Origin of the sequence: Ruania zhangjianzhongii, from assembly GCF_008000995.1 — a bacterium.
GTDB lineage: Bacteria > Actinomycetota > Actinomycetes > Actinomycetales > Beutenbergiaceae > Ruania > Ruania zhangjianzhongii.
This window is the reverse complement of record NZ_CP042828.1, coordinates 253,450-274,521: the sequence shown is the minus strand read 5'-3', so window position 1 is coordinate 274,521 and position 21,072 is coordinate 253,450. Positions and strand designations below refer to the sequence as shown.

General features: G+C 70.6%; 12 protein-coding genes and 1 pseudogene. 7 read left to right on the top strand and 6 right to left on the bottom strand.

The annotated features are described in order from the left end of the window. Positions 1-194: 194 nt before the first annotated feature. Positions 195-2,900 carry a family 78 glycoside hydrolase catalytic domain gene (locus FU260_RS01480; RefSeq protein WP_147915451.1) on the bottom strand — a complete coding sequence of 902 codons (2,706 nt, stop codon included), beginning with the start codon at positions 2,898-2,900 and terminating at the stop codon, positions 195-197. 96 nt (positions 2,901-2,996) lie between these two features. Here FU260_RS01480 and FU260_RS01475 point away from each other — a divergent pair, with 96 nt between their 5' ends. After that, a complete protein-coding gene (locus FU260_RS01475) occupies positions 2,997-3,338 on the top strand; it encodes a DUF6458 family protein (RefSeq protein ID WP_342355248.1) in 342 nt (113 codons plus the stop codon). Here the strand turns inward: FU260_RS01475 and FU260_RS01470 are convergent. The 3 genes from FU260_RS01470 to FU260_RS01460 form a co-directional block, all read right to left on the bottom strand. Continuing rightward, a complete protein-coding gene (locus FU260_RS01470; RefSeq protein ID WP_147915450.1) occupies positions 3,332-5,734 on the bottom strand; it encodes a beta-galactosidase in 2,403 nt (800 codons plus the stop codon). The genes FU260_RS01475 and FU260_RS01470 overlap by 7 nt on opposite strands. Before the next feature lie 195 nt (positions 5,735-5,929). Then, positions 5,930-6,901 carry a cation diffusion facilitator family transporter gene (locus FU260_RS01465; protein ID WP_413038325.1) on the bottom strand — a complete coding sequence of 324 codons (972 nt, stop codon included), beginning with the start codon at positions 6,899-6,901 and terminating at the stop codon, positions 5,930-5,932. A gap of 77 nt (positions 6,902-6,978) precedes the next feature. Continuing rightward, positions 6,979-7,974: a DUF2804 domain-containing protein gene (locus tag FU260_RS01460; protein WP_147915449.1), complete on the bottom strand. Its 996-nt coding sequence runs from the start codon at positions 7,972-7,974 to the stop codon at positions 6,979-6,981. Between the two features lie 122 nt (positions 7,975-8,096). On the opposite strand from FU260_RS01460, the gene FU260_RS01455 reads away from it, so the two are divergent. From FU260_RS01455 to FU260_RS01445, 4 genes and pseudogenes are all read left to right on the top strand, one after another. Continuing rightward, complete coding sequence (locus tag FU260_RS01455; RefSeq protein ID WP_147915448.1) at positions 8,097-10,364, top strand: LLM class flavin-dependent oxidoreductase; 2,268 nt, start codon at positions 8,097-8,099, stop codon at positions 10,362-10,364. Between the two features lie 178 nt (positions 10,365-10,542). Continuing rightward, positions 10,543-11,730 (top strand): annotated as a pseudogene (locus FU260_RS24450) (sensor histidine kinase); the annotation flags it as partial. A 54-nt stretch (positions 11,731-11,784) separates the two neighbouring features. Beyond that, positions 11,785-12,465, top strand: a complete 681-nt coding sequence (locus FU260_RS23970) for a response regulator (RefSeq protein ID WP_148239301.1) — start codon at positions 11,785-11,787, stop codon at positions 12,463-12,465. 258 nt (positions 12,466-12,723) lie between these two features. Next, on the top strand, positions 12,724-13,770 hold the full coding sequence (locus tag FU260_RS01445; RefSeq protein ID WP_147915446.1) for an App1 family protein phosphatidate phosphatase: 1,047 nt from the start codon (positions 12,724-12,726) through the stop codon (positions 13,768-13,770). A gap of 116 nt (positions 13,771-13,886) precedes the next feature. On the opposite strand, the gene FU260_RS01440 is transcribed toward FU260_RS01445, so the two are convergent. Both FU260_RS01440 and FU260_RS01435 read right to left on the bottom strand, forming a co-directional pair. Beyond that, positions 13,887-14,450 carry a hypothetical protein gene (locus tag FU260_RS01440; protein ID WP_147915445.1) on the bottom strand — a complete coding sequence of 188 codons (564 nt, stop codon included), beginning with the start codon at positions 14,448-14,450 and terminating at the stop codon, positions 13,887-13,889. Positions 14,451-14,574: 124 nt separating this feature from the next. Then, positions 14,575-15,657: a VIT1/CCC1 transporter family protein gene (locus FU260_RS01435; protein WP_147915444.1), complete on the bottom strand. Its 1,083-nt coding sequence runs from the start codon at positions 15,655-15,657 to the stop codon at positions 14,575-14,577. A 499-nt stretch (positions 15,658-16,156) separates the two neighbouring features. Between FU260_RS01435 and FU260_RS01430 the strand changes: the two genes are divergently transcribed. Continuing rightward, on the top strand, positions 16,157-17,005 hold the full coding sequence (locus FU260_RS01430) for an HNH endonuclease family protein (RefSeq protein WP_147915443.1): 849 nt from the start codon (positions 16,157-16,159) through the stop codon (positions 17,003-17,005). 102 nt (positions 17,006-17,107) lie between these two features. Continuing rightward, on the top strand, positions 17,108-20,854 hold the full coding sequence (locus FU260_RS01425) for a TM0106 family RecB-like putative nuclease (RefSeq protein ID WP_147915442.1): 3,747 nt from the start codon (positions 17,108-17,110) through the stop codon (positions 20,852-20,854). Positions 20,855-21,072: the final 218 nt, after the last annotated feature.

The window sequence follows — 21,072 nt, the reverse complement described above, 5'->3', positions numbered from 1 at the left end:
GACGCTCCGCTCCGCTCGTCACCTGCTGCACCCGGTCGATACCGCGGGTATCGACCCATCGTCCGAGGTAACGACTGAATCGATTCACCCGGATGTGGGTGGGTGTGGGTGAGTGGGTGTGGGTGTGGGTGGGCCTGGGAGTGGGTGTGGATGTGGGTGTGGATGGGCCTGGGAGCGGGTGGGGCGCGGTGGACTCAGCCGGTGAACGTGTGCGTCCCGGCGCCCACGGTCACCGCACCCCGGGAACGCCCCTTCGGCGCGCCGGCCCGGTTCGAGGGCGGGAACACCCGCGCCGTGACCCCGGCGGGCAGATCCACCTCCAGGTGCGTGACGCCGTCGTCGTCTCGTTCCCAGGCGACCCGCACGGTGCCGTACGGGCTCTCGTGCGTGGCCCAGGCACTGGTGATCGGGCCGTCGATGATCGGGTTCACCTCCACCACCCGGTAGCCCGGCCCCAGCGGCGCCAGTCCGGCGATCCGCCGGTGCAGGAAGTCGCCCACCGCGCCGAGCGCATAGTGGTTGAACGAGGTCATCTCCCCCGGGTTCACCGTGCCGTCCGGAAGCATCGAGTCCCACCGCTCCCAGATCGTGGTGGCGCCCATCGTCACCGGGTACAGCCAGGACGGGCACTCGGTGGTGAGCAGCATCTCCTGGGCGAGGTTGGCATGCCCGGCCTGAGCGAGGGCATCGAGCACCACCGGAGTACCGACGAATCCGGTGCGCACGGTGCCACCGGCCTCGCGGACCAGTTCGGCCAGCCGCTCGCCGGCGAACCGCTGCTGCTCCGCCGTGGCCAGGAGCTTGAACCGGATCGCGAGCGCGTACACGGTCTGGCAGTCCGAACGGACGATGCCCGCGCCGGTGACGTAGTGGGTCTGGAACGCGGCCCGGGCAGTATCGGCCAGATCCTCGTAGTGGTCGGCCAGGGCGCCGTGCCCGAGCCGGCGCAGCGCATGCCCGACCAGCACCGCTGAGCGCACCAGGTGCGCTTGTTGCACCACGTGGGTGTCGGCAGCCGAAGCGAACGGGTCATCCGGCGGCGCCGTGGGGTCGAGCCAGTCACCGTACTGCTCGCCGGTGGTCCACAATCCGTCCTCGTCCAGCTCGGCAGCCATCCGGTCCACCCAGGCCCGCATCGACGGCAGCTGACGGGCCAGCACATCGTGGTCGCCGAAGCGTTCGTAGAGCACCCAGGGCACCACGACGGCGGCGTCGGCCCATGCGGTGGCCAGCGTGTTGCCATCGCGGAAGACGTCCGGGATCACCACCGGCACCCCACCGTCGCCGTGCTGATCCGCGGCCAGGTCCTGCAGCCAGGAGGCCAGGAAGCCGTCCACGTCGTAGAGGAAGGAGGCGGTGCGGGCGAACACGTGGATGTCGCCGGTCCACCCAAGCCGTTCGTCCCGCTGCGGGCAGTCCGTGGGCACATCCAGGAAGTTGCCGCGTGCGGACCAGACGATGTTCTCGTGCAGCTGGTTCAGCAGCGGCTCGCTGCACCCGAACCAGCCGATCCGGCGCAGGTCGGAGCCGACCACCTCAGCGGTGACCTGTTCCGCGGTCAACTCCTCCACGCCGGTGATCTCGGCGTAGCGGAAGCCGTGGACGGTGAACTCCGGCGACAGATCGCTCCGGCCGCTGGGGAGTTCATAGGTGTCGGTGGCGGCGGCCTGCCGCAGCGGCCGAGTGCACAGCTCGCCGTCGGCGAGCACTTCGGCATGCCGTACCTGCACGACGGCGGAGGGTGTCTGGGTGGTGGCCGCACCCTGGTCTGGGGTGGCCGGCGAGGTTCCGGGTGTCTCGCCAGCGGCGGTGCCGGTGCCAGTGCCAGCGGCGGTGCCAGTGCCAGCGCCAGCGCCAGCGCCAGTGCCAGTGCCAGTGCCAGAATCCGCGGGCACGCCGGCCAGGTGCACCCATCCGACCACGTTCTGCCCGAAGTCGGCGAGGTGCCGACCCTGCCCGCGCGGGGTGATGCTGCGTGCGGGGATACGTTCGGTCACCCGCGGCGGAGGCCCTTCGGGTCCGACCAGGCGGTTCAGATCCACCTCCAAGGGATGCACCGCGTCTCCGGGGCCGTCCGGCTCCCGGCGGCGCAGGTCGGTGTGCTGCCCGCCGTAGAGATCATCGGCCCGGACCGGCCCGGTGTGTGCGCGCCAGGTCTCGTCGGAGCCGATCACCTCAGTGCGGCCATCGGCGTAGCTGAGCTCGAGCTGGACGAGCAGAGCCAGTTCCGGACCGTACAGATCTCGGCGCAGGGTAGAGGTCAGCGCTCCGCGATACCAGCCGTTGCCGAGTGTGGCCTGCAGGTCATTGCTCCCGGCGGTGAGCAGGTCGGTCACGTCGTAGCCGTGGAACCGGACCCGGTGGGCGTAGCTGGTCCAGCCCGGGGTGAGCACGTCCGCTCCCACCCGGTGGCCGTTCATCCGCATCCGCACCGCACCGAGAGCGCTGAGCAGCAGCCGAGCGTGCACGAGATCTTCGCCCACGGTCACGGCCGCGGTGAGGACCGGCGCCGGATCGTCCAAGCCCCCGCCCCTTGCCGGGGTGATGAACCGGCCGGTCCAGTCGTCCGGGCCCAGCGGTGCGACATGGACACGCACCGGATCGGACCACGGCGAGACTACGCCGTCGTGCTCGGTACGGATGCGGACCTGCCCGCGCTGCCCACTGCGCAACGGATCACCCGGCCACGGCACGAACACGCTCGCGGCGGTCTCGATCCGCCAGCTGCGCTCGGCGCTGCCGGGCGCGGCATCGACCCACTGCACCTCGACCGCTTGCTGATCGTCCTTGTGCGGCGGGGTGACCCAGCTCAGCAGCGGAGTCGCCGTTCCCAGGCAAGTGGCGTCGGCGATGCGTTCCAGCCGCAGACCGTGCGGAGCACCATTGACCGCAGACAGCACCGTCGTCCTTTCTCAGGGCTGAGTGGTGGCCTCACATTATCGCAGTGCTCCGGGAAGCGGTGAACGCTTACCGGGGCGGTATTTCCGGCGTCCGGGATGCGCCGCACCGGTACACCTAGCAGGATGCCCCGTGAGGGTGACGAACAGTGCCCCAGGAGAGGGCGGCAAACGCGCCCACAGGAAAGGATGGTCGTTGCGATGGGTGTCGGTGGCGGAATATTTCTGATCGTCGTCGGGGCGATCCTTAGCTTTGCCGTGCGGGACAGCTGGGATGTGGTGGACCTGACCATGGTCGGGTACATCTGCATGGGGGCCGGAGCGCTGACGGTCATCCTCGCGCTGGTGATCAACGCCCAGCGGGCACGCACCCACCACATCAACACTGTGGAGCACCGGCCGCCGCCGGAGACCGGGGACCCGCGCGACCGGGGTTACTGAGCCGCAGGGTCCTCCTGCACCACCGCGACATCGCCAGCCGCCAGGGTGAGCGTGTCCGTCACCGCCACACCGGTGACCAGGTCCGTGCCGTTCGCCGGCACTTGGGCCTGGGTGTCGGTGTGGTTGAGCAGGAACAGGAACTCGGTGCCGTCCTCGGCCACTCGGCGCATCGCCTCGACTCCGCGCGGCACCTGAGCCACGGGCTGCACCCCCGACTCGGCGAGCAGCGCATCCAGCAGCGCACCGGTGCCGGCCTCGTCCTGACGGGTGGCCACGTACCAGGCAGCCCCCTCGCCCACCTGGTTGCGGGTGATCGCCGGACCGCCGGGCAGCGGGCCGTCGGTGAAGCTGCGCCGCGCCTCGGCGCTGGTCAGCTCGATCCGCTCGGTCCACACATCGGCGCTGCTGCCGTCGTCCAGGGTGACTGCCTCGCCGTCGAGCAGCGGAAAGAACTCGTCGCTGCGCACGCCGAGCAGCTCGCGGAACGCGCCCGGGTAGCCACCCAGGCGGACCTGGTCGTTCTCGTCGACGATGCCGGAGAAGTAGGTGATCGCCACCGTGGCCCCGGCCTCGGCAGCGGCGGCGATGTTCTCCGCATCCGCGTCCTTGACCAGGTAGAGGGTGGGGACCAGCACCAGGTCGTAGCCGGACAGGTCCGCGCTCGGCTGCACCACGTCCACCGGCACGCCCCGGTACCAGAGCTCGCGGTAGAGCGCACGGATCCGATCGGCGTAGCTGACGTCCTCGCTCGGGTGGGAGTCCAGCTCGGTGGCCCACCAGGCCTGATAGTCGAATATCAGGGCGGCCTTGGCCCGCACCGTGCTGCCGAGCACCGGACTGAGCGAGCCGAGTACCTCACCCAGGCGCACCGACTCCCGCCAGATGGCTGAGTCCCGGCCGGCATGCGGGATCAGCGCCGAGTGGAACTTCTCCGCCCCGGCCTTGGACGCGCGAATCTGGAAGAACATCACCGAGTCGGCACCGCGGGCCACATGGGACAGGGAGTTGCGCAGCATCTCCCCCGGGCCCTTGGCACGGTTGTGCGGCTGCCAGTTCACTGCGCCGCTGGAGTGCTCCATCAGGATCCAGCGCTTGCCCTGGGCCACGCCACGGGTCATATCCGCTGCCAGCGCCAGGTCGATCTCGCGTTCCGGGTCGGCCGCGATGGTGTAGTGGTCGGTGGCGACCACGTCCACCTCCTCGGCCCAGCGGAAGTAGTCCATCCACTTCGTGTTCAGGGACACCATGAAGTTGGTGGTGGAGGGCACCTTCGGCGTGATCGGGCGGACCGCGTCGCGCAGCTTGCGGTAGTACTCGAGCATCGTGTCCGAGGAGAACCGGGCGAAATCCAGCTGCTGGCTCGGGTTGGCGTAGGTGGGTGCGACCAGTGGCGGCAGCACGTCCTTGAAGGCGCCGTAACGCTGGGACCAGAAGGCGGTGCCCCACGCGTCGTTCAACCGGTCAATCGTGCGGTACTTGCGGCGTAGCCAGGTGCGGAACGCGCGGGTGGCAGACTCAGAGAAGTCGTGCGGCGTATGGCAACCGATCTCGTTGTCGATGTGCCACAGGGCGAGCGCCGGGTGCTCGCCGTAGCGTTCAGCCATCGCCTTGGCCATCTTCACCGCATAGTCGCGGTACACCGTGGACGAGGGCGCGTAGGCCTGCCGGCCCCCCTGGTTCAGCACCACCCCCTCCGCCGTGCGCGGCAGGATCTCCGGGTTCTTCATGGTCAGCCACGGCGGTGGCGAGGCGGTCGCCGTGGCCAGGGCGACCTTGACCCCGGCGGCGGAGAGCCGGTCCATGATGTTGTCCAGCCACGCCCACTCGTACCGGCCTTCACGCGGCTCGATGCTGGCCCAGGCGAAGATCGCCAGGCTGACCAGGTTGATGCCGGCCTCGCGCATCAGCTCCACGTCCTCGAGGCGCACGTGCATCGGCCACTGCTCGGGGTTGTAGTCGCCGCCGTAGCCGAGGGCGGTCAGGCCGATCGGCCAGTCCGGAGTGGCCGGCTTCGCGGGGGTGGGCGCGGGCTCCGGCTCGGCCCCGGTCTCCTCCGCCGCAGACTCGACCTCCGCCTCGGCGATTCCCTCGCCCTCAGCGGCCGGCTCGGCCTCCGCCTCGGACGCTTCAGCGGAAGCGTCATCGGTGGCGCTGGTAGCGGAACCCTCACCTGCTTCAGCGGAAGCGGTGCTCGAGCCCTCGGTCACCGCATCGGCTTCCGGCGCTTCAGCGGAAGCGGTATCGGCCTGCTCGTTCTTCTGGTCCTCCGGCGCTTCAGCGGAAGCGGCGTCCGTACCTGTCGATTCGGCCGCTGGAGCGGACTCGGTGGACGCCTGCTCCGCCGGTGCGAGCGGCGCAGCAGTGTCGGCGGAGGGGTCGGTGACATCGTCGGCCATGGCGAAAGCGTATTCAGGGTGCCCGGTAATGACCAATCCCGACCAACCGTTCGATTTTTCGCCCCTGTCCACCTCACCCCAGATATTCGTGCCATCGCTGCGACGCCGACCTCTCAGTCGCGATCGGTCCAGGAGAGCCGCAGAGCTACACCCACCTCGGCTGCCGGCTCGCGATCGCCTCCGGCGAGCGTTCACTCAGGTCAGGTCCGCCTCATCGGACGCGGCCGGGCTGAGGATCGCGCGAATCACAGCCGGCTTGCTCTCCAGCTCCCGCTCCAGCCGACGTAACCGCTCGCCGAGCTCGTGCTCGGGGGCATCGCCCACCAGGTCCACCTGGGCCACCAGGAGCACCTTCCGCGGGCCGACGTACTCCACATGCAGCATGGTCAGCCGGTCGATCTCGGCGTGCTGACGCAGTCCGTCGATCACCAGTGCCCGCTTCGCCGGCTGCAGCACCTGGCCCACCAGGAAATCCCGGTTCCGGCCGACGAGTACGACGGCGACCACTGCGAGCAGCAGGCCCACCAGGATCGAGCCGACTGCGTCCGGTATCGGCGACCCGGTCAGGTCGTGCGCGAGCACACCGGCGGTGGCGATCAGGATGCCGACCACTGCGGCGAAGTCCTCAGCAAACACCGCGCGCAAGGTGGGATCGGAGGTGGCCACTGCCTGGTCGATCAGGTCCCGGCCGGAGGCCCGTGCCTCGGCACGCATCTGCCGGAAAGCCTGCAGGAAGGAGATGCCTTCCAGGACGAACGCCACGGCGAACACCAGATAGGCCACCACGAAGTTCGACGCAGGCTCGGGGTCCAGCAGCTCCTGCACCCCGTGCATGATCGAGACAGCTGCCCCGGCCACGAACAGCCCGATCGCAGCCATCATCGACCACACGTACGCCTCGCGCCCGTATCCGGCGGGGTGGTCGCGATCGGGCGCCCGCGCCGCCCGGCGTTCGGCGATCATCAGGAAGACCTCGTTGCCGGAATCGGCCCAGGAGTGTGCCGCCTCGGCCACCATCGATGCCGCCCCGGTGATCACTCCGGCAACCGTCTTGGCGATGGCGATCAGCAGGTTCGCGGCGAACGCGAGGATCACCGTGAGGCTGATCCGGTGTTCGCCCGCGTGGTCGCCACCAGGCCCGGAGCCGACCGTCTGCGCTTCGCTCACCTCACCGACGGTAGACCTGCCGACACCATGCCGCCGGTCGACCGACGCGGTCCACCGGCACGCTCACTACCGGCGCGTCACCAGCGGTTGTGCACCTCCTCAGCCCAGCCAGCGAGCCCGGAGAAGACCACCCGCTCGCCGTCACCGAGGTCCACCTGCCCGGACCAGTGCCCGAAGCACTGGTCCGTACGGGAGGAGAGCACGAGGAAATCAGTGTGTGAGCGCTTGTTGTAGAACGGGACGAACTCCGCCGCCAACCCCCGGCCGGACACCCGCCACGGCCTGCGCCAGTCGGTGAGGTCGTAGTCCCAGTCCAGCTCACCGTGCAGCTTGTGCAGCCGGCCATCCACCAGCACCGCGTTCTCGGTGGACCCGGTCCCCTCGGTCCACTTCCCGCCGACCTGCAGCCCGATCACCCGGCCGCCGCTGACCCCAGAGCCCGCACCCCAGTTCCACTCGATGTCATGCGGCCACCGGCCGCGGCCGTGGTCCAGCACAGCCCACGAGCCCTCGGGCAGCCGGTGTTCCACCCCGTCCAGCCAGAGCCGGCCCGACGCCGGCCGGGCGACGTCCTTGACCGTGTACTGGAACCGGGTGCTGCTCCACGGCACCACCACGGCGAGCCGCTCGTGCCCAGCCGGCCGGGCCGCCCGCAGATCCAGACGCACACCGGGCGCGATCGCACGAAGGCGAGTTCCGCCGTCGACCTCATCGATGGCGAGAGCGAGATCCTTCGCAGAGCCGCGCGAGGGCCCGCCCTCGCACACGGCCGGCAGCTGCACCCCACGGGCGGGGATCACGGTGGCGCTCTGGCTCCAGGTCTGCTCGGTGGCGCGGTCCAGCACCCACAGCTCGTGCACCGCCGCATAGTCGATATGCGAGATGGTCAGCCCGATCAGATGGGCGGGGGTCACCACACCCCAGTACTCCCAGCGCTTGTTCCGGCCCCGGCCCCGCCCGATCCCGGTGGTGTCCACGATCGGCTGACGCGCCCAGCCGGCGGCACCGGGGTTGAACCGGCCGCCAGGCAGGGTGAGGGACACCGGCTCGGTGAGCTCCCGCTGATCAGGCATTGGGCTAGATGATACGGCCGGTTCCAGGTAAGGGCGGCCACATCACGGCGGGAATGACTGCCGGGCGGGCGAGGTTCTGCTGGCATGAGCCCATCCGTTGCTAACCCCGCTGGGGGCCCGCGATGACCGACTACGGCCACGACCTCCAGTTCGGCACCTTCCTGACCCCGCAGAACGCCGACCCGCACGTGCCGGTACAGCTGGCGCAGCTGACCGAGGCCGCTGGTCTGGACCTGGTCACCTTCCAGGACCACCCGTACCAGCCCGCCTTCCTGGACACCTGGACGCTGATCAGCTGGGTGGCGGCGCAGACCGAGCGGGTGACGATCGCGGGGAACGTGCTGAACCTTCCGCTGCGTCAGCCCGCGGTGCTCGCCCGGTCGGTGGCCTCGTTGGACCGGCTCTCCGCTGGGCGCATCGCGCTCGGTCTGGGCGCCGGTGGCTTCTGGGACGCGATCGAGGCGATGGGCGGGCCGCGGCGCTCTCCCGGTGAAGCGGTCCAGGCGCTGACCGAGGCACTGGCGATCATTCGCGGCCTGTGGGACTCCACCGAGCGCCGGCCGTTCCGGCTGGCCGGGGAGCACTACCAGGTCTCCGGCGCCAAGCGCGGCCCGGCCCCCGCCCATGACGTGCCGATCTGGCTCGGCGCCTATAAGCCGCGGATGCTGCGGCTGACCGGGCGGGAGGCGGACGGCTGGCTGCCCTCACTCGGCTACATGAAGGACGGTGACCTGGCGCGCGGGAACACGATCATCGACGAGGCCGCCGAGGAAGCCGGGCGCCACCCCGCGCAGGTGCGCCGGCTACTGAACGTGGGCGGAGCGATCACCGAGTCCCGCGGCGCCATGTTGCAGGGTCCGGTCGCGCAATGGGTGGACGAGCTCACCGCCTTCGCCCTGGAGGACGGCATCGGCACGTTCATCCTCTCCGGTGACGACCCGCAGCTCATCCAGACCTTCGGCGAGGAGATCGCACCGGCCGTACGCGAGGCGGTCGCCGCGGAGCGAACTGCGAGAGGCACGACGGCGGCGGCCACCCGGCGAGGTCGCGGCGCGCTGGAGCTGCGGCGCCCGGGGATCGACTACGAGGCCGTCCCGGCCTCGCTGGCCGCGAGCGCGGTCGAACCCGGGGACCGGGGCTACGCCGGGGTGCGGCACAACTACCTCCGGTCCGGCTCCCCCGGGCTGGTGCTGCTTCCCCGAAGCACCGAGGAGGTGGTCGAGGCGCTCGGCTACGCCCGGGAGCAGGACGTGCCGCTCGGGGTGCGCTCCGGCGGACACGGGATCAGCGGACGCTCCACCAATGACGGCGGCATCGTGCTCGACCTGCGCGCCCTGGACGAGGTGCGGCTGGCCGACGCCGGCGAGCGCAGGGTCCGCCTCGGGGCGGGGGCAACCTGGGAGAAGGTCGCCCACACCCTGACCGACCACGAGCTGGCAATCTCCTCCGGGGACTACGGCGGGGTGGGCGTCGGCGGGCTGGCGACCACCGGTGGGGTCGGGCTGCTCGGACGCCAGTACGGACTGACCATCGACCATGTCCTCGCCGCCGACGTGGTGCTGGCCGACGGCAGCGTGGCCCGCGCCTCGGCCGAGGAGAACCCGGACCTGCTCTGGGCCCTGCGCGGGGCCGGCGGGAACTTCGGCGTGGTGACCTCGGTGGAGGTGGCGGCGATGCCGCTGCGCCGGGTGGTGTACTCCCAGATGATCCTGGACGCGACCGACACGGCCGGGCTGCTCGAGCGCTGGGGTGAGCTGGTGCAGACCTCGCCGCGCGAGCTGACCAGCTTCCTCATCCTGTCGCCGAACCGGGGCAGTCAGGGTCCGGTGGCGCAGCTGATGACCGTTCTCGCCACTGAGGACACCGACGCTGCGGTACCGATGCTGGAGCGGCTCGCCGGAGCCGGTGATCTGCTGGACCACCGCGCCTACCTGCTGCCCTACGCGCAGGTGCTGCAGGCTGCGGAACGTCAGCACAGCGGCGGCGGAGACCCGGCGGTGCGCTCGGCACTGGTGGAGCACCTGGACGCTGACGTGAGCGGCGCATTCGCACGGGTGGCGGCCTCGCCTGCGGCGTACTTCCTGCAGGTGCGGGCGACCGGGGGCGCTGCCGGCGATCTGGCCTCGGAGGCGACCGCTTACCCGCACCGGCGGCAGAACTTCCTGCTCACCGCGATGTCCTCCAACCAGCAGCGGATCGATGCGGTCTGGGACGCCGAGATGACCGAGCACGCCGACGGCCTCTACCTCTCCTTCGACACCGACACCCGCCCGGAGCGGTTGACCGATGCGTTCGGCGCCAACCTGCCGCGGTTGCGCGAGCTGAAGGCCCGGTTCGACCCGGAGAACCTGTTCCGCGCGAACTTCCCGATCCCGCCGGCGCAGACCTGAAGCTCACGCTGGCATCGGAGGTAACTCCGGCGGTCTGAGTTGCCCGCGCGTGCCTCAGACCGCCGCGATGGCCTCCGATGGGTGAGCCCGGAGGGCCGGCAGGTGGTGCGGTCGGCGGGCACGCGCCCGCACCCATCCGCCTTTCGTCGCATTCCACCGATCCCCGGGACCGGCGAGAATGGGGCCCATGATCCACCTGGCCGACCTCTGGCAACGCCTGCGCGCCACCCCGCGCCGGCGGGCGGTGGCCGACGCACTCGCGGTGCTCATCGTCGGCCTCCTGGTGCTGCTCCTCGGCTTCGGCACGATGATCACCAGCGACTCGGCCTGGATCGAACCCCCCGTGTGGTGGCACGTGGGGCTGTTGGTGATCGGCTGCGTACTGATGGTGGTCAAGATCGATGCGCCAGTCGCCACCCTGATCGGTGGCGCCGTCCTCTTCGCCGCGGATGTGGCGATCGGCGGCAGCATCGGCGTGATGCTGGTGCTGGTCGACCTGATCTTCACCGTCGCCCTGGTGGGTTCGGCGACCGCGCTACGCCGTCTGATCGGTGCCATCGCGATCGCGATCACGATCTTGACCGCCCTGGGTTGGGCAGCGCTCGGCGGACCTCGCGGGGCGGTCTTCCTCGGCCTGCAGTCGTTCGCGGTGCTCGGCACACCGCTCTGGTGGGGCCGCTCGGTCCGTCAGCAGCGCGAGCTCACCGAGCTCGCGGAGATGCGCGCACAGGACCAGCTGCGGCTCGCCGAGATGCGGCAGGAGGAGGTGCTGCGGGATGAGCGTGAGCAGATGGCCCGCGACCTGCACGACGCGATCGCCGGGCATCTCTCCGCGATCGCGCTGCGGACCGAGGCGGCACTGGTCCGGCGGCCCGCACCGGCTGACACCGAGACACTCAGCAACATCCGCGCCTTCAGCCTGGACGCTCTCACCGAGATGCGCACGATGATCGAGCTGCTCCGCGGCACCACCCCAGAGCGTGCGCCTTCCCGGTTCAGCGACGCCGAGGCACGCGAACGCCTGGTCGGCGATCACGGCGGCACGATCGACTGCCCCGACCTGCCCGAGCTGAGCACCGAAGTGGACCAGGCCGCCTACCGGATCCTGCAGGAGTCCCTCACCAATGCCACCAAGCACGGCGGCCCGCCCGTGGCTGTCACAGTGACCACTGCCGAACAGCACGTCCAGATCGAGGTGCGTAACGCCGTCGCGCTGGCGGTACCGGACGCCGACGGCGGAGCTCGGCTGGATCGGCCCTCGCACCCGGGTTCGGGGTTGGGTCTCGTCATCATGGGTGAGCGCGCTCGGGCCGCTGGTGGTGACCTGGAGGCCGGCCCGCACGACGGGCGCTGGCTGGTGCGGGCACGGCTACCGGCCCCCCCCCCTCTCCCCGCACAAGCAAGCAGGAAGGCTGAGTCGATGAGCGTACGAGTATTGCTGGCCGAGGACCACGCTGCGGTGCGGGCCGGGCTGCGGCTGATCCTCGAGTCCGATCCGGATGTCGAGGTGGTGGGCGAGGCCGGCGACGGGCAGGCCGCCGTGACCAACGCACGCGCCCTGCGCCCCGATGTGGTGCTGATGGACATCCAGATGCCCCGGCTGAACGGGGTGGAGGCGACCACTGAGATCGTCGCCGAGGAGCTGGCCCAGGTGCTCGTGCTGACCACCTTCGACCTGGACGAGTACGTGTTCGCTGCACTGCGCGCCGGGGCGGCCGGATTCCTGCTGAAGTCCACCGGCGCTGCCGAGCTGATCGCCGCCGTGCACCGGGTGGCCACCGGTGACGGCGTCGTGGCCCCCGAGGTGACCCGGCGGCTGCTGGCCGCCTTCGCCTCCTCCCGGCCGGGCGCCGTCGAAAGCACGACCAGTCCGAACGGCGCCTCCGCACACGAGGCGGGTGGACCGTTGGCGAGTCTGACCGACCGCGAGCACGATGTGCTCGTCCTGATCGCGCGCGGCTGTTCGAACCAGGAGATCGCCGCGACGCTGGTGATCACCGAGGCCACCACCAAGACGCACGTCTCCCGGGTGCTGGCCAAGCTGGACTGCAGCTCCCGAGTGCAAGCCGCGATCCTCGCCCGGGAGGCGGGCATCCAGTAGCCGCAGAATTCCGCAGAAGTTCGCTCGATGAACAAATCGTGACCTAATCGTTGCCCGAAAATGAGGGTTCGGGGGCTGACCTGCCACGTGATCTGGGCCACGATGGGGTCACTTCTGCGCAAGGGCGCGCAGTTGGTTGAGGCCGGTGTACCCCCTGCTCCGGCCTCAACCCATGTCTGGGCACTTTTTGCCACCTCCACCCGGACCTCAGGTCGCTGCGCAGTGCACGAGGCCGGTCGACTCGCCTAGCCTGTAGGTATGTCAGCGACGCACGTGGCCGCCCGGGTCGAGGACGGCTTCCACCGCCGGCTCATCCCGTTCTTGCGCAAGCGCGGCTGGCGGCCGCGGATCATCAGCTACATCGGCTACGGCAACTCCGACTCCGTGCGCGTGCTCGGCCGCGTGGTGCTCAGCCGCCAGCAGCGCTCGCAGGACGCCGGCGGGAAGGCCTCGCTGCAGGAGGACCTGATCGCGCGCCGAGGCTGGCGCTCCTACGTGACCGCGCCGGTCTCCTATCTGCCGGTGAGCGTGCAGGTCGGCGGCGCCTCGCACCGGACGGTCACCGACCGCAGCGGCTACATCGATCTGACGGTGGGCGATCACGGCCTGGATCCCGGCTGGCACGACGTACAGATCTCGGCCAAGGCCGCCGCGACCATCTCCGCACGCGTGCGGATCGTGTCCACCGATGCTCAGCTGGGCATCGTCTCCGATATCGACGACACCACGCTGGTCACCCTGGTGCCGCGGCCGCTGGTGGCGCTGTGGAACACCTTCGTGCGGCACGGCACCGCCCGGCATGTGGTGCCCGGGATGGCCAGCATGTACAGCCGGATCCTCACCGATCACCCCGGTGCGCCGTTGTTCTACCTATCCACCGGGGCCTGGAACGTGATGCCCACACTGGTGCAGTTCCTGCGCAGCCACGGGTTCCCCGCCGGGCCGATGCTGCTCACCGACTGGGGGCCCACCAATACCGGCTGGTTCCGCTCCGGGCAGGAGCACAAGCGGGTGGCGCTGCGCCGGCTGGCCGCCGAGTTCCCGCACATCCGCTGGGTGTTGGTGGGCGACGACGGTCAGCACGACCCGCAACTGTATCGCGAGTTCGCGCGGGAATACCCGAACCGGGTGGCAGCGATCGCGATCCGCGAGCTGACCCCCGGGGAGCAGGTACTCGCGCACGGGACACCGGTGCCCACCGTGCAACCCGGTGAGGAGCGGCAGTTCACGCCAGCACCCGAGATGTCCGGCGCGGACGGGTTCGATCTGGCACCGCAGGTGCGCCGCGCGCTCGGGTCTGCCTGACCAGCCCGGTGGGTGCCGCCCCCAGCGGCCCGAGGCCACATCCGGGTCTGGAGGTCGGCGTCCCCGGCCTCCACCTCGAAAAAGGAGCCTCCGCGTGCCAGGACGGTCGGTCGTACTCAGCCGCAGTCGTCGCAGATCCCGGATCCCGGGAGCTGCACGAAGCAGGACGGGCAGATCTTCGGCGCCTCCTCGGTAGCCTTCTGCCGGCGCTCCCGGGGGGCGCGGGTGCGTGCGGACGCGCGCGACTTGGCGCGGCTCGCCCGGGTGGACGCGGCCGCCTCCTCTGCTTTGGCCCGGTCGGCAGCGGCCGCGGCGGCGAGAACCTCGGCCGGGATGTCGTCGGCGAAGCGGCGGTAACAGGTGAACCGCGCGTGCACGGTGCCTTCCTCCGTGCCACCGTCCTTCCCGCGACCGTGCACGACCAGCGAGGTCAGCGGCGGCAGCCCCAGCGCATGACATCGGGAGACCACTGTGGCGAGCACGCCGCCGATCCAGTTCCGGAACGGGGCGCGGGTACGCAGCCGGGTCCGCGCCTGAACCTCCTCGGCCAGCTCGGCATAGGTGATGATGCCGAGATAGTGGCCCGCTACCTCGGTGAGGACCTCCACCGCTTCCTCGGCCCAGGCCTTGGAGCCCTCGTTGACCCCAACCCGGCGTTCGTCGGTCCGCTGATCCGTCATGTCTCTAGGGTCGCATCCCGCGCCGCCCATGACGCACCGGAGCCGGGCGCAGCCAGGTCGGTGTGCCAGCAGCGGCCGACCGGCGACCCACCCCGGGGTGGCGGTCCATCATCCGCGTGGCGCCTCACGCCAGGGTGGCGCCGAACGCCAGACCGAGCAGGTAGGTGGCTGCGGCGGCACCCCAGCCGATCGCGAGCTGTCGCAGCGCGCGAGGAAGCGGGGCGGCCCCGGAGAGAATGCCGACGATCGCACCGGTGACCATCAGTGCCACGCCCACCAGACCGGAGGCGAGACCCACCGCGGCCCATCCAGTCAGGCCGAGCAGGTAGGGCAGCACGGGAATGATCGCTCCCGAGGAGAAGAAGCCGAAGCTGGACAGGGCCGCCTGCCACGGCGAGCCGATCTCCTCCAAGGAGTGCGCCGCCGCATGCTGGGGCGCGATGGTCGGATTGTGCGTCGCCAGCCGCTCCTCGGCCCGAGCCTGCGCCTCCTCGGCGGACATCCCGCGGGCGCGGTAGACCAGCGCGAGCTCATTGGCGTTCACGTCCAGGTCCCCGACCGCCTGGTGCGCCGTGACGCTCGGGGTGGACGCCTCGAGCAGCTCCCGCTGGGACCGGACCGAGACAAACTCGCCCGCCCCCATCGACAGTGCGCCGGCGAGCAGACCCGCCAGCCCGGTGAGCAGCACGGTTCCGGTGCTCACCCCGGATGCCCCGATCCCCATCACCAGGGCGAGGTTGGAGACCAGACCGTCGTTCATCCCGAACACGGCCGCCCGGAAGGTACCGGAGATGCGGGCCCGGCCCCGGACCGCGAGCGAGCGGACCACCTCCTCGTGGATCTGCTCGTCGGCTGCCATGGCTGCTGTGGCGTGGTCGTCTTCGGCGTAGTCCGAGCGTGACTCGGCACGTTGTGCCAGGGCGAGGACGAACACCGAGCCGAACCGGCGGGCGAGGGCGATCAGCAGCCGGGAGCGCAGGGCGGGCGGGCGTGGCCGGCCGGCATGCTCGCCGAGCAGAGCCTCCCAGTGTGCTGCGTGCCGACCCTCGGCTCGGGCGAGCTCGAGCAGAATAGCCCGCTCCTCGCCATCGCGGCGCGTCGCCAGCTGGGTGTAGACCGCCGCTTCCGCACGCTCCTCCGCCAGGTAGCGCCGCCACCGACGGATCTCGGCCGGACGAGGCTGGTCCACCGAGGCATCACTAGGCATACCGCCAGTCTTCCAGCCGGTCCCCTCGATAAGGAAACCCTGGCCGGAATAAGGAGCGGCGCCGCCGAGTGATCGACGGCGCCGCAAGCGACGTGAACCAAGGCAGAAAATCTGGCGCGGGGGAGTCGCCAGCCCAAGGAAATCTCGCCGCAGGGTCTACCGTGACATACGTTCCCCGGTTTCGTCTGCCCCCTGAACGTGCGGCGGATCACAGCCGTTCTGGCCCTCCGTCGATCCGGGCGGCGCTCCGATACCTGATGGCTGCCGTTTCAGAATCGTTGCGATGGCAACGCTTGTACCCGGTACTGCAAGTAGGGGGATCCCCTCGTGGCGGGCCCTGGTTGAGGGCGACTCACCCCCGCATCACCCGCTGGCGGATGGAAAGATCACCCGTCGATCACCACCGGTCCGGCGGCCTGTGGGGCCGCTCTCGCCAGGTTTTCCACAACCCGCCCGGTCTCGGCTCCCGTGATCGCCTGCTAGTGGGGACGATCACATCATGCGCGAGCGGCAGCCGGTACGTCGACTCACCACGGCTGTGGTGCTCGGCGCCCTGCTTCTCGCGGTGGCCCTGCTGCTGCCGCAGTGGTGGCAGCACGTGCGGGCCGCGCCGCCCTGGCCGGTGCCGGCAGCGAGCCTCGAGCGGGCCCGCGCTGCTCTGCCCAGACTGCCGGTGGTTGCCCCGCGGGGTCTGGCGGACTATGACCGCGAGTTCTTCGGCCGGCCGTGGGCCGATGTGGACGGAAACGGCTGCGACACCCGCAACGACGTGCTCCGCGCCTGGCTCAGAGACACCCGGCTCGATCCGGTGGCGGACTGCGTGGTGGTCACCGGCCAGTTGACCGATCCGTACACCGGGCACCTGGTGGAGTTCCGGCGCGGGCCGCAGACCAGCGCCGCCGTCCAGATCGACCACGTGGTGGCCCTGGCGGATGCCTGGCGCAAGGGGGCAGCCGAGTGGCCGGCGGACCTGGCGTTGCAGTTCGCGAACGATCCGGCCAACCTCATCCCGGTCGATGGTCAGGTGAACCAGGACAAGCAGGCCGACGACGCCGCCTCCTGGCTTCCCCCGGACGCTGGCTTCCACTGTGCGTACGTGGTGCAACAGGTGCTGGTGAAGGACGCCTACGGGCTCGGCGTCTCCGCCGAGGAGCTCGGGGCCATCGGTGAGGTGCTCTCCGGATGCGACGCGGCGGAGCCGGGCATCACCGGCGGATCCGGGGCCGGTGTCGATCCCGCTATCGGAGGCAACTTCCGGGATCGGAGGCAAGGCAGACGTCCCTCCGACCCCGAAGCTTGCCTCCGATGGCACGGGACGGGAGGAAGTCGGTCGGCGGCCGGGCGATAGCGGCACCGGGATGTCGGCGGGCACCGATAGCCTCACCAGCGAAGGCAGCCCGGTACTGCGCCGAACGGCAACCGGCTGAGCAGCACATCCCAAGGAGAGCTCGTGTTCTTGCAGGACGACACTCTGGTCTACAGCGCCAGCGACCTGACCCTGGCCCGGGACTGCGAGTTCGCTCTGCTCAGCAAGCTGGACGAGAAGCTCGGGCGCCGCCCCCGGCTCCGGGTCGAGAATGCGATGCGGGACTACTCCGCCCGGCTCGGGGACGAGCACGAGGCCCAGGTGCTGGCCGACTATCGGCAGCGGTTCGGTACCGGCGTGGTGGAGATCGCCGTTCCGGAGGACTACACCGCGGCGACGCTGCGCGCGCACGCCGAGCGTACCCGGCGGGCGCTGCGCTCCGGTGCCGATGTGGTGTTCCAGGGCGGGTTCTTCGACGGCCGGTTCCACGGTCGCTCGGACTTCCTCGTGCGGCAGGTGAGCGCACAGGGGCAGGTGAGCTACGCCGTCGTGGATACCAAGCTGGCCCGCTCGGTGAAGCCGGGCGCGGTGCTGCAGCTCGCGGCGTACGCCGACCAGCTGCTCGCGGCCGGGATCGAGGTGGCGCCGGAGACTGTGCTGCACCTGGGCGATGGCACGATCGCGACCCAGGACATGGCCGGCAGTGTCGCGGTCTATCGCGAGCACCGAGCCCACGTGCAGGCGATGCTGGACGCGGGTCGGGCAGCTGACGGCCCGGTGGTCTGGGGTGACGACCGCTACCAGGCCTGCCTGTGGTGCGACTACTGCCAGGAGGCAGTCGCCGCGAACCGGGACGTGAAGCTGGTCTGGGGTATGCGCGGCTCGCACCGCACTGCGCTGCGCGCTGCCGGGATCACCACGATCGAGGAGCTCGCCGATGCGCCGCGGCCAGCTCCGAAAGTGCATCCGAAGATGTGGCGGCGGCTGCAGGCCCAGGCGAAATTGCAGCTACGCCAGGAGCGGGCTGAGGCCGCGGGCACCCAGCCGCAGGTATTCGCCGAGGTGCACGGCCTCGCCGCGCTGCAGGCGATGCCGGCACCCGATCCCGGGGACGTGTTCTTCGACTTTGAGGGTGACCCGCTCTGGGTGGACTCCGACCGGACGGTCTGGGGCATCGAGTACTTGTTCGGGCTGCTGCAAGCCGACGGCGAGCAGGAGTACGTCAGCTTTTGGGCCCATGACCGCGCCGCCGAAGGGCAGGCGCTGCGGGACTTCCTGGACTATCTCCACCGGCGGCGCGAGCAGTTCCCGGACATGCACGTGTACCACTACGCCGCGTACGAGACAGCGACGTTGCGCCGGCTGGCCGAGCGGCATCAGGTGGGAGTCGAGGAGGTCGAGGAGCTGATCGCCGCCGGGGTGTTCATCGACCTGTACGCCACGGTGAAGCACTCGGTGCGCGTCTCGCAGCGCTCGTACTCGATCAAGAAGCTCGAGCCGCTGTACATGGGCAGTGAGCTACGCAATGCCGACGGCGTCACCTCTGGTGGCGATTCGGTGCTCGCTTACGCACAGGCGCAGGCACTGCGCGATGCCGGTGACGTCGCCGGGTTCGAGGCACGGTTGGCCGAGCTCGCTGAGTACAACCGGTACGACTGTCTGTCCACGCTCCGCCTGCGGGACTGGCTGATCACCCAGCGGGAGGCGGCGCTCGCTGAGCAGGGTGCCGCCGGTCCATCCGGGGCAGGGAGGGACGGAGCAGCCGCCGCGGATCAGCCGCCGTCGGCAGCGTTCGTGGCGGCGATGACCGGCGCGGAGTTCCAGCCCTCGGGTGACTGGTCCGGGCAGGTGGAGGAGACCCCGGAACAGCAGGAGCGGCGCCGGCTGGCCGAGGCGCTGCATCGGCACGTGCCCGAGCCGCTCGGTCCGCTGCTCGCGGCTGCCCTGGAGTACCACCGTCAGGAAGACGACCCGTACTGGCGCGAACACTTCGACCGGCTGCGCAGCGACCGTGGGGTCAGCGACACTCGGGACGTGCTCGAGGTGTTCCATACCCGGCGCCGCACTGTGGCCAACGAGTACGGCCGCACCCGCACGCTGCTCGACCTGGCCGGCCGGTTCGGCACCGGCAGCACCGTGGAGCCCGGTGGGCAGGTGTTCGTGGTCTATGACGCGCCGCTGCCCGCGGGACTCACGCCGCCCGCCGGCTGTGACCGGGCGGCGATACGGGCCAAGGTGGTCTCCCGGGACGTGTCGCCGACCGGCCTGGACCGGGTCACGCTGAGCGAGTCGGTCCCTCCCGAGGCCGGGGAGCTGACCGCGGATCCGGTGTTGGTCACCCCCGGTCCCCCGCCGCCGGCACGAGCGCTGGTGCAGGCGATCGAGCTGGTCGCCCGCGGGGAGCTCGCCGCACACGGGATCACCGATGGCGACGGCGAACGCGATGCCGCTGGAGCCGGCGCAAGCGCGGCCGATGGCGATCCTGGCGCTTCGGGTGGTGACCCTCCGAACCCGACAGCTCCCAGCGCTGCGGACCGGGAGGCCACCGGTGCCCGGGTCGGGGCCGCCGCACTCGATATCGCGGCCGGTATCCCGCCCCGGCTGCGCGGGGAGCAACCGCTACCGCCGCGAGCGGGTACCGATGCGGACGGTACGGCAGGGGCTGTGGTGTCCGCTCTCACCGCCACCGACGACTCCTACCTGGCTGTTCAGGGCCCACCGGGCACCGGGAAGACCTACCTCGGCGTCCAGGTGATCGCCCGACTGGTGCAGGAGCTGGGGTGGCGGGTTGGCGTGGTGGCCCAGTCGCACGCCGTGGTCGAGCACGTGCTGCACGGCCTGGTCGACGCCGGCCTGCCCACCGAGCAGATCGGTAAGCGTGCGCGCGTCCCGCGCACCGAGGACCTCGCGGCGCTCGGTATCGTCGAAGCCGAGGAGCCCCCGTGGGTCACCCTGGAGACCTACGGCCATCACGGCTTCCTCGCCCGGCACGCCGAGCATGGCGCAGTGGTGGGCGGCACGGCGTGGGACTTCGCGAACCGGCGCCGCTTCGATGCCGGCGAGCTGGACCTGCTGGTGATCGACGAGGCCGGCCAGTTTGCCCTGGCGAACACGTTCGCTGTGGCTACCGCCGCCCGCAGACTCCTCCTGCTCGGCGACCCGCAACAGCTCCCCCAGGTGAGTCAGGGCAGCCATGCGGCCCCGGTCGACGAGTCAGCCCTCGGCCGCCTTGCCCACGGGCATGCCACGCTGCCGTCGACGCATGGGTACCTACTGGAGCAGACCCGCCGGCTGCATCCGGCGCTGTGCAGCCCGGTCTCCGAGCTGTACTACGACGGGCAGCTGCACAGCCACCCGGTAGCCGCCGAGCGGCACCTCGATGGCCTCGACGCCGGGCTGCATGTAGTCACTCTGGACCACACCCACCGCACCGTGGACTCCCCGGAGGAGTCTGCCGAAGCGATCACCCAGCTCGAGTCCTTGCTGGACCGCAGCTGGACCAACGGCCAGACCCGCCCGCTCGCCCCCGCTGACGTCCTGGTGGTGGCCGCCTACAACGCGCAGGTGCAGCGCCTGCGGCACGATCTGGCCGCGGCCGGGCTGCCCGAGGTCCGAGTCGGCACTGTGGACAAGTTCCAGGGGCAACAGGCCGCTGTGGTGCTGATCTCGCTGGCCACGTCCTCAGCAGAGTCCACGCCCCGTGGGCTGGAGTTCCTGCTCTCGCCGAACCGGTTGAACGTCGCGATCTCCCGAGGTCAGTGGGCTGCGATCCTGGTCCGCTCCCGGGCCCTGACCCGGTACCTGCCCTGGGAGGCTGGCGAGCTGCGCGAGCTCGGCGGCTTCATCGAGCTCTGCCGCCGCGCGCAACCCCGCCGGCCGCGCCATCACTGACCGCGCCACTCGTCCCGCACCCAGCCCCACTCCAGCCCACCCACCCGCCTTGCCGCCCGGCCGCGCGCTCCCTCGCCCGCCCTCGCCCGCTGAATCGATCCAGTCGTTACCCAGCGCACTGAGTAGCGCTCCCGGGTAACGACTCACCGCAGCAGGTATCGATCCCCCTATCGGAGGTAGCTTCCGGGATCGGAACCAAGGTAGAACCTGCCTCCGAC

Excerpts from the sequence above, each read along its gene's own strand:
- FU260_RS01470 (WP_147915450.1), bottom strand. The coding sequence starts at position 5,734 with ATGGCCGACGATGTCACCGACCCCTCCGCCGACACTGCTGCGCCGCTC.
- FU260_RS01475 (WP_342355248.1), top strand. The coding sequence starts at position 2,997 with ATGCGCCGCACCGGTACACCTAGCAGGATGCCCCGTGAGGGTGACGAA.
- FU260_RS23970 (WP_148239301.1), top strand. The coding sequence starts at position 11,785 with ATGAGCGTACGAGTATTGCTGGCCGAGGACCACGCTGCGGTGCGGGCC.
- FU260_RS01455 (WP_147915448.1), top strand. The coding sequence starts at position 8,097 with ATGACCGACTACGGCCACGACCTCCAGTTCGGCACCTTCCTGACCCCG.
- FU260_RS01435 (WP_147915444.1), bottom strand. The coding sequence starts at position 15,657 with ATGCCTAGTGATGCCTCGGTGGACCAGCCTCGTCCGGCCGAGATCCGT.
- FU260_RS01460 (WP_147915449.1), bottom strand. The coding sequence starts at position 7,974 with ATGCCTGATCAGCGGGAGCTCACCGAGCCGGTGTCCCTCACCCTGCCT.
- FU260_RS01445 (WP_147915446.1), top strand. The coding sequence starts at position 12,724 with ATGTCAGCGACGCACGTGGCCGCCCGGGTCGAGGACGGCTTCCACCGC.
- FU260_RS01430 (WP_147915443.1), top strand. The coding sequence starts at position 16,157 with ATGCGCGAGCGGCAGCCGGTACGTCGACTCACCACGGCTGTGGTGCTC.
- FU260_RS01440 (WP_147915445.1), bottom strand. The coding sequence starts at position 14,450 with ATGACGGATCAGCGGACCGACGAACGCCGGGTTGGGGTCAACGAGGGC.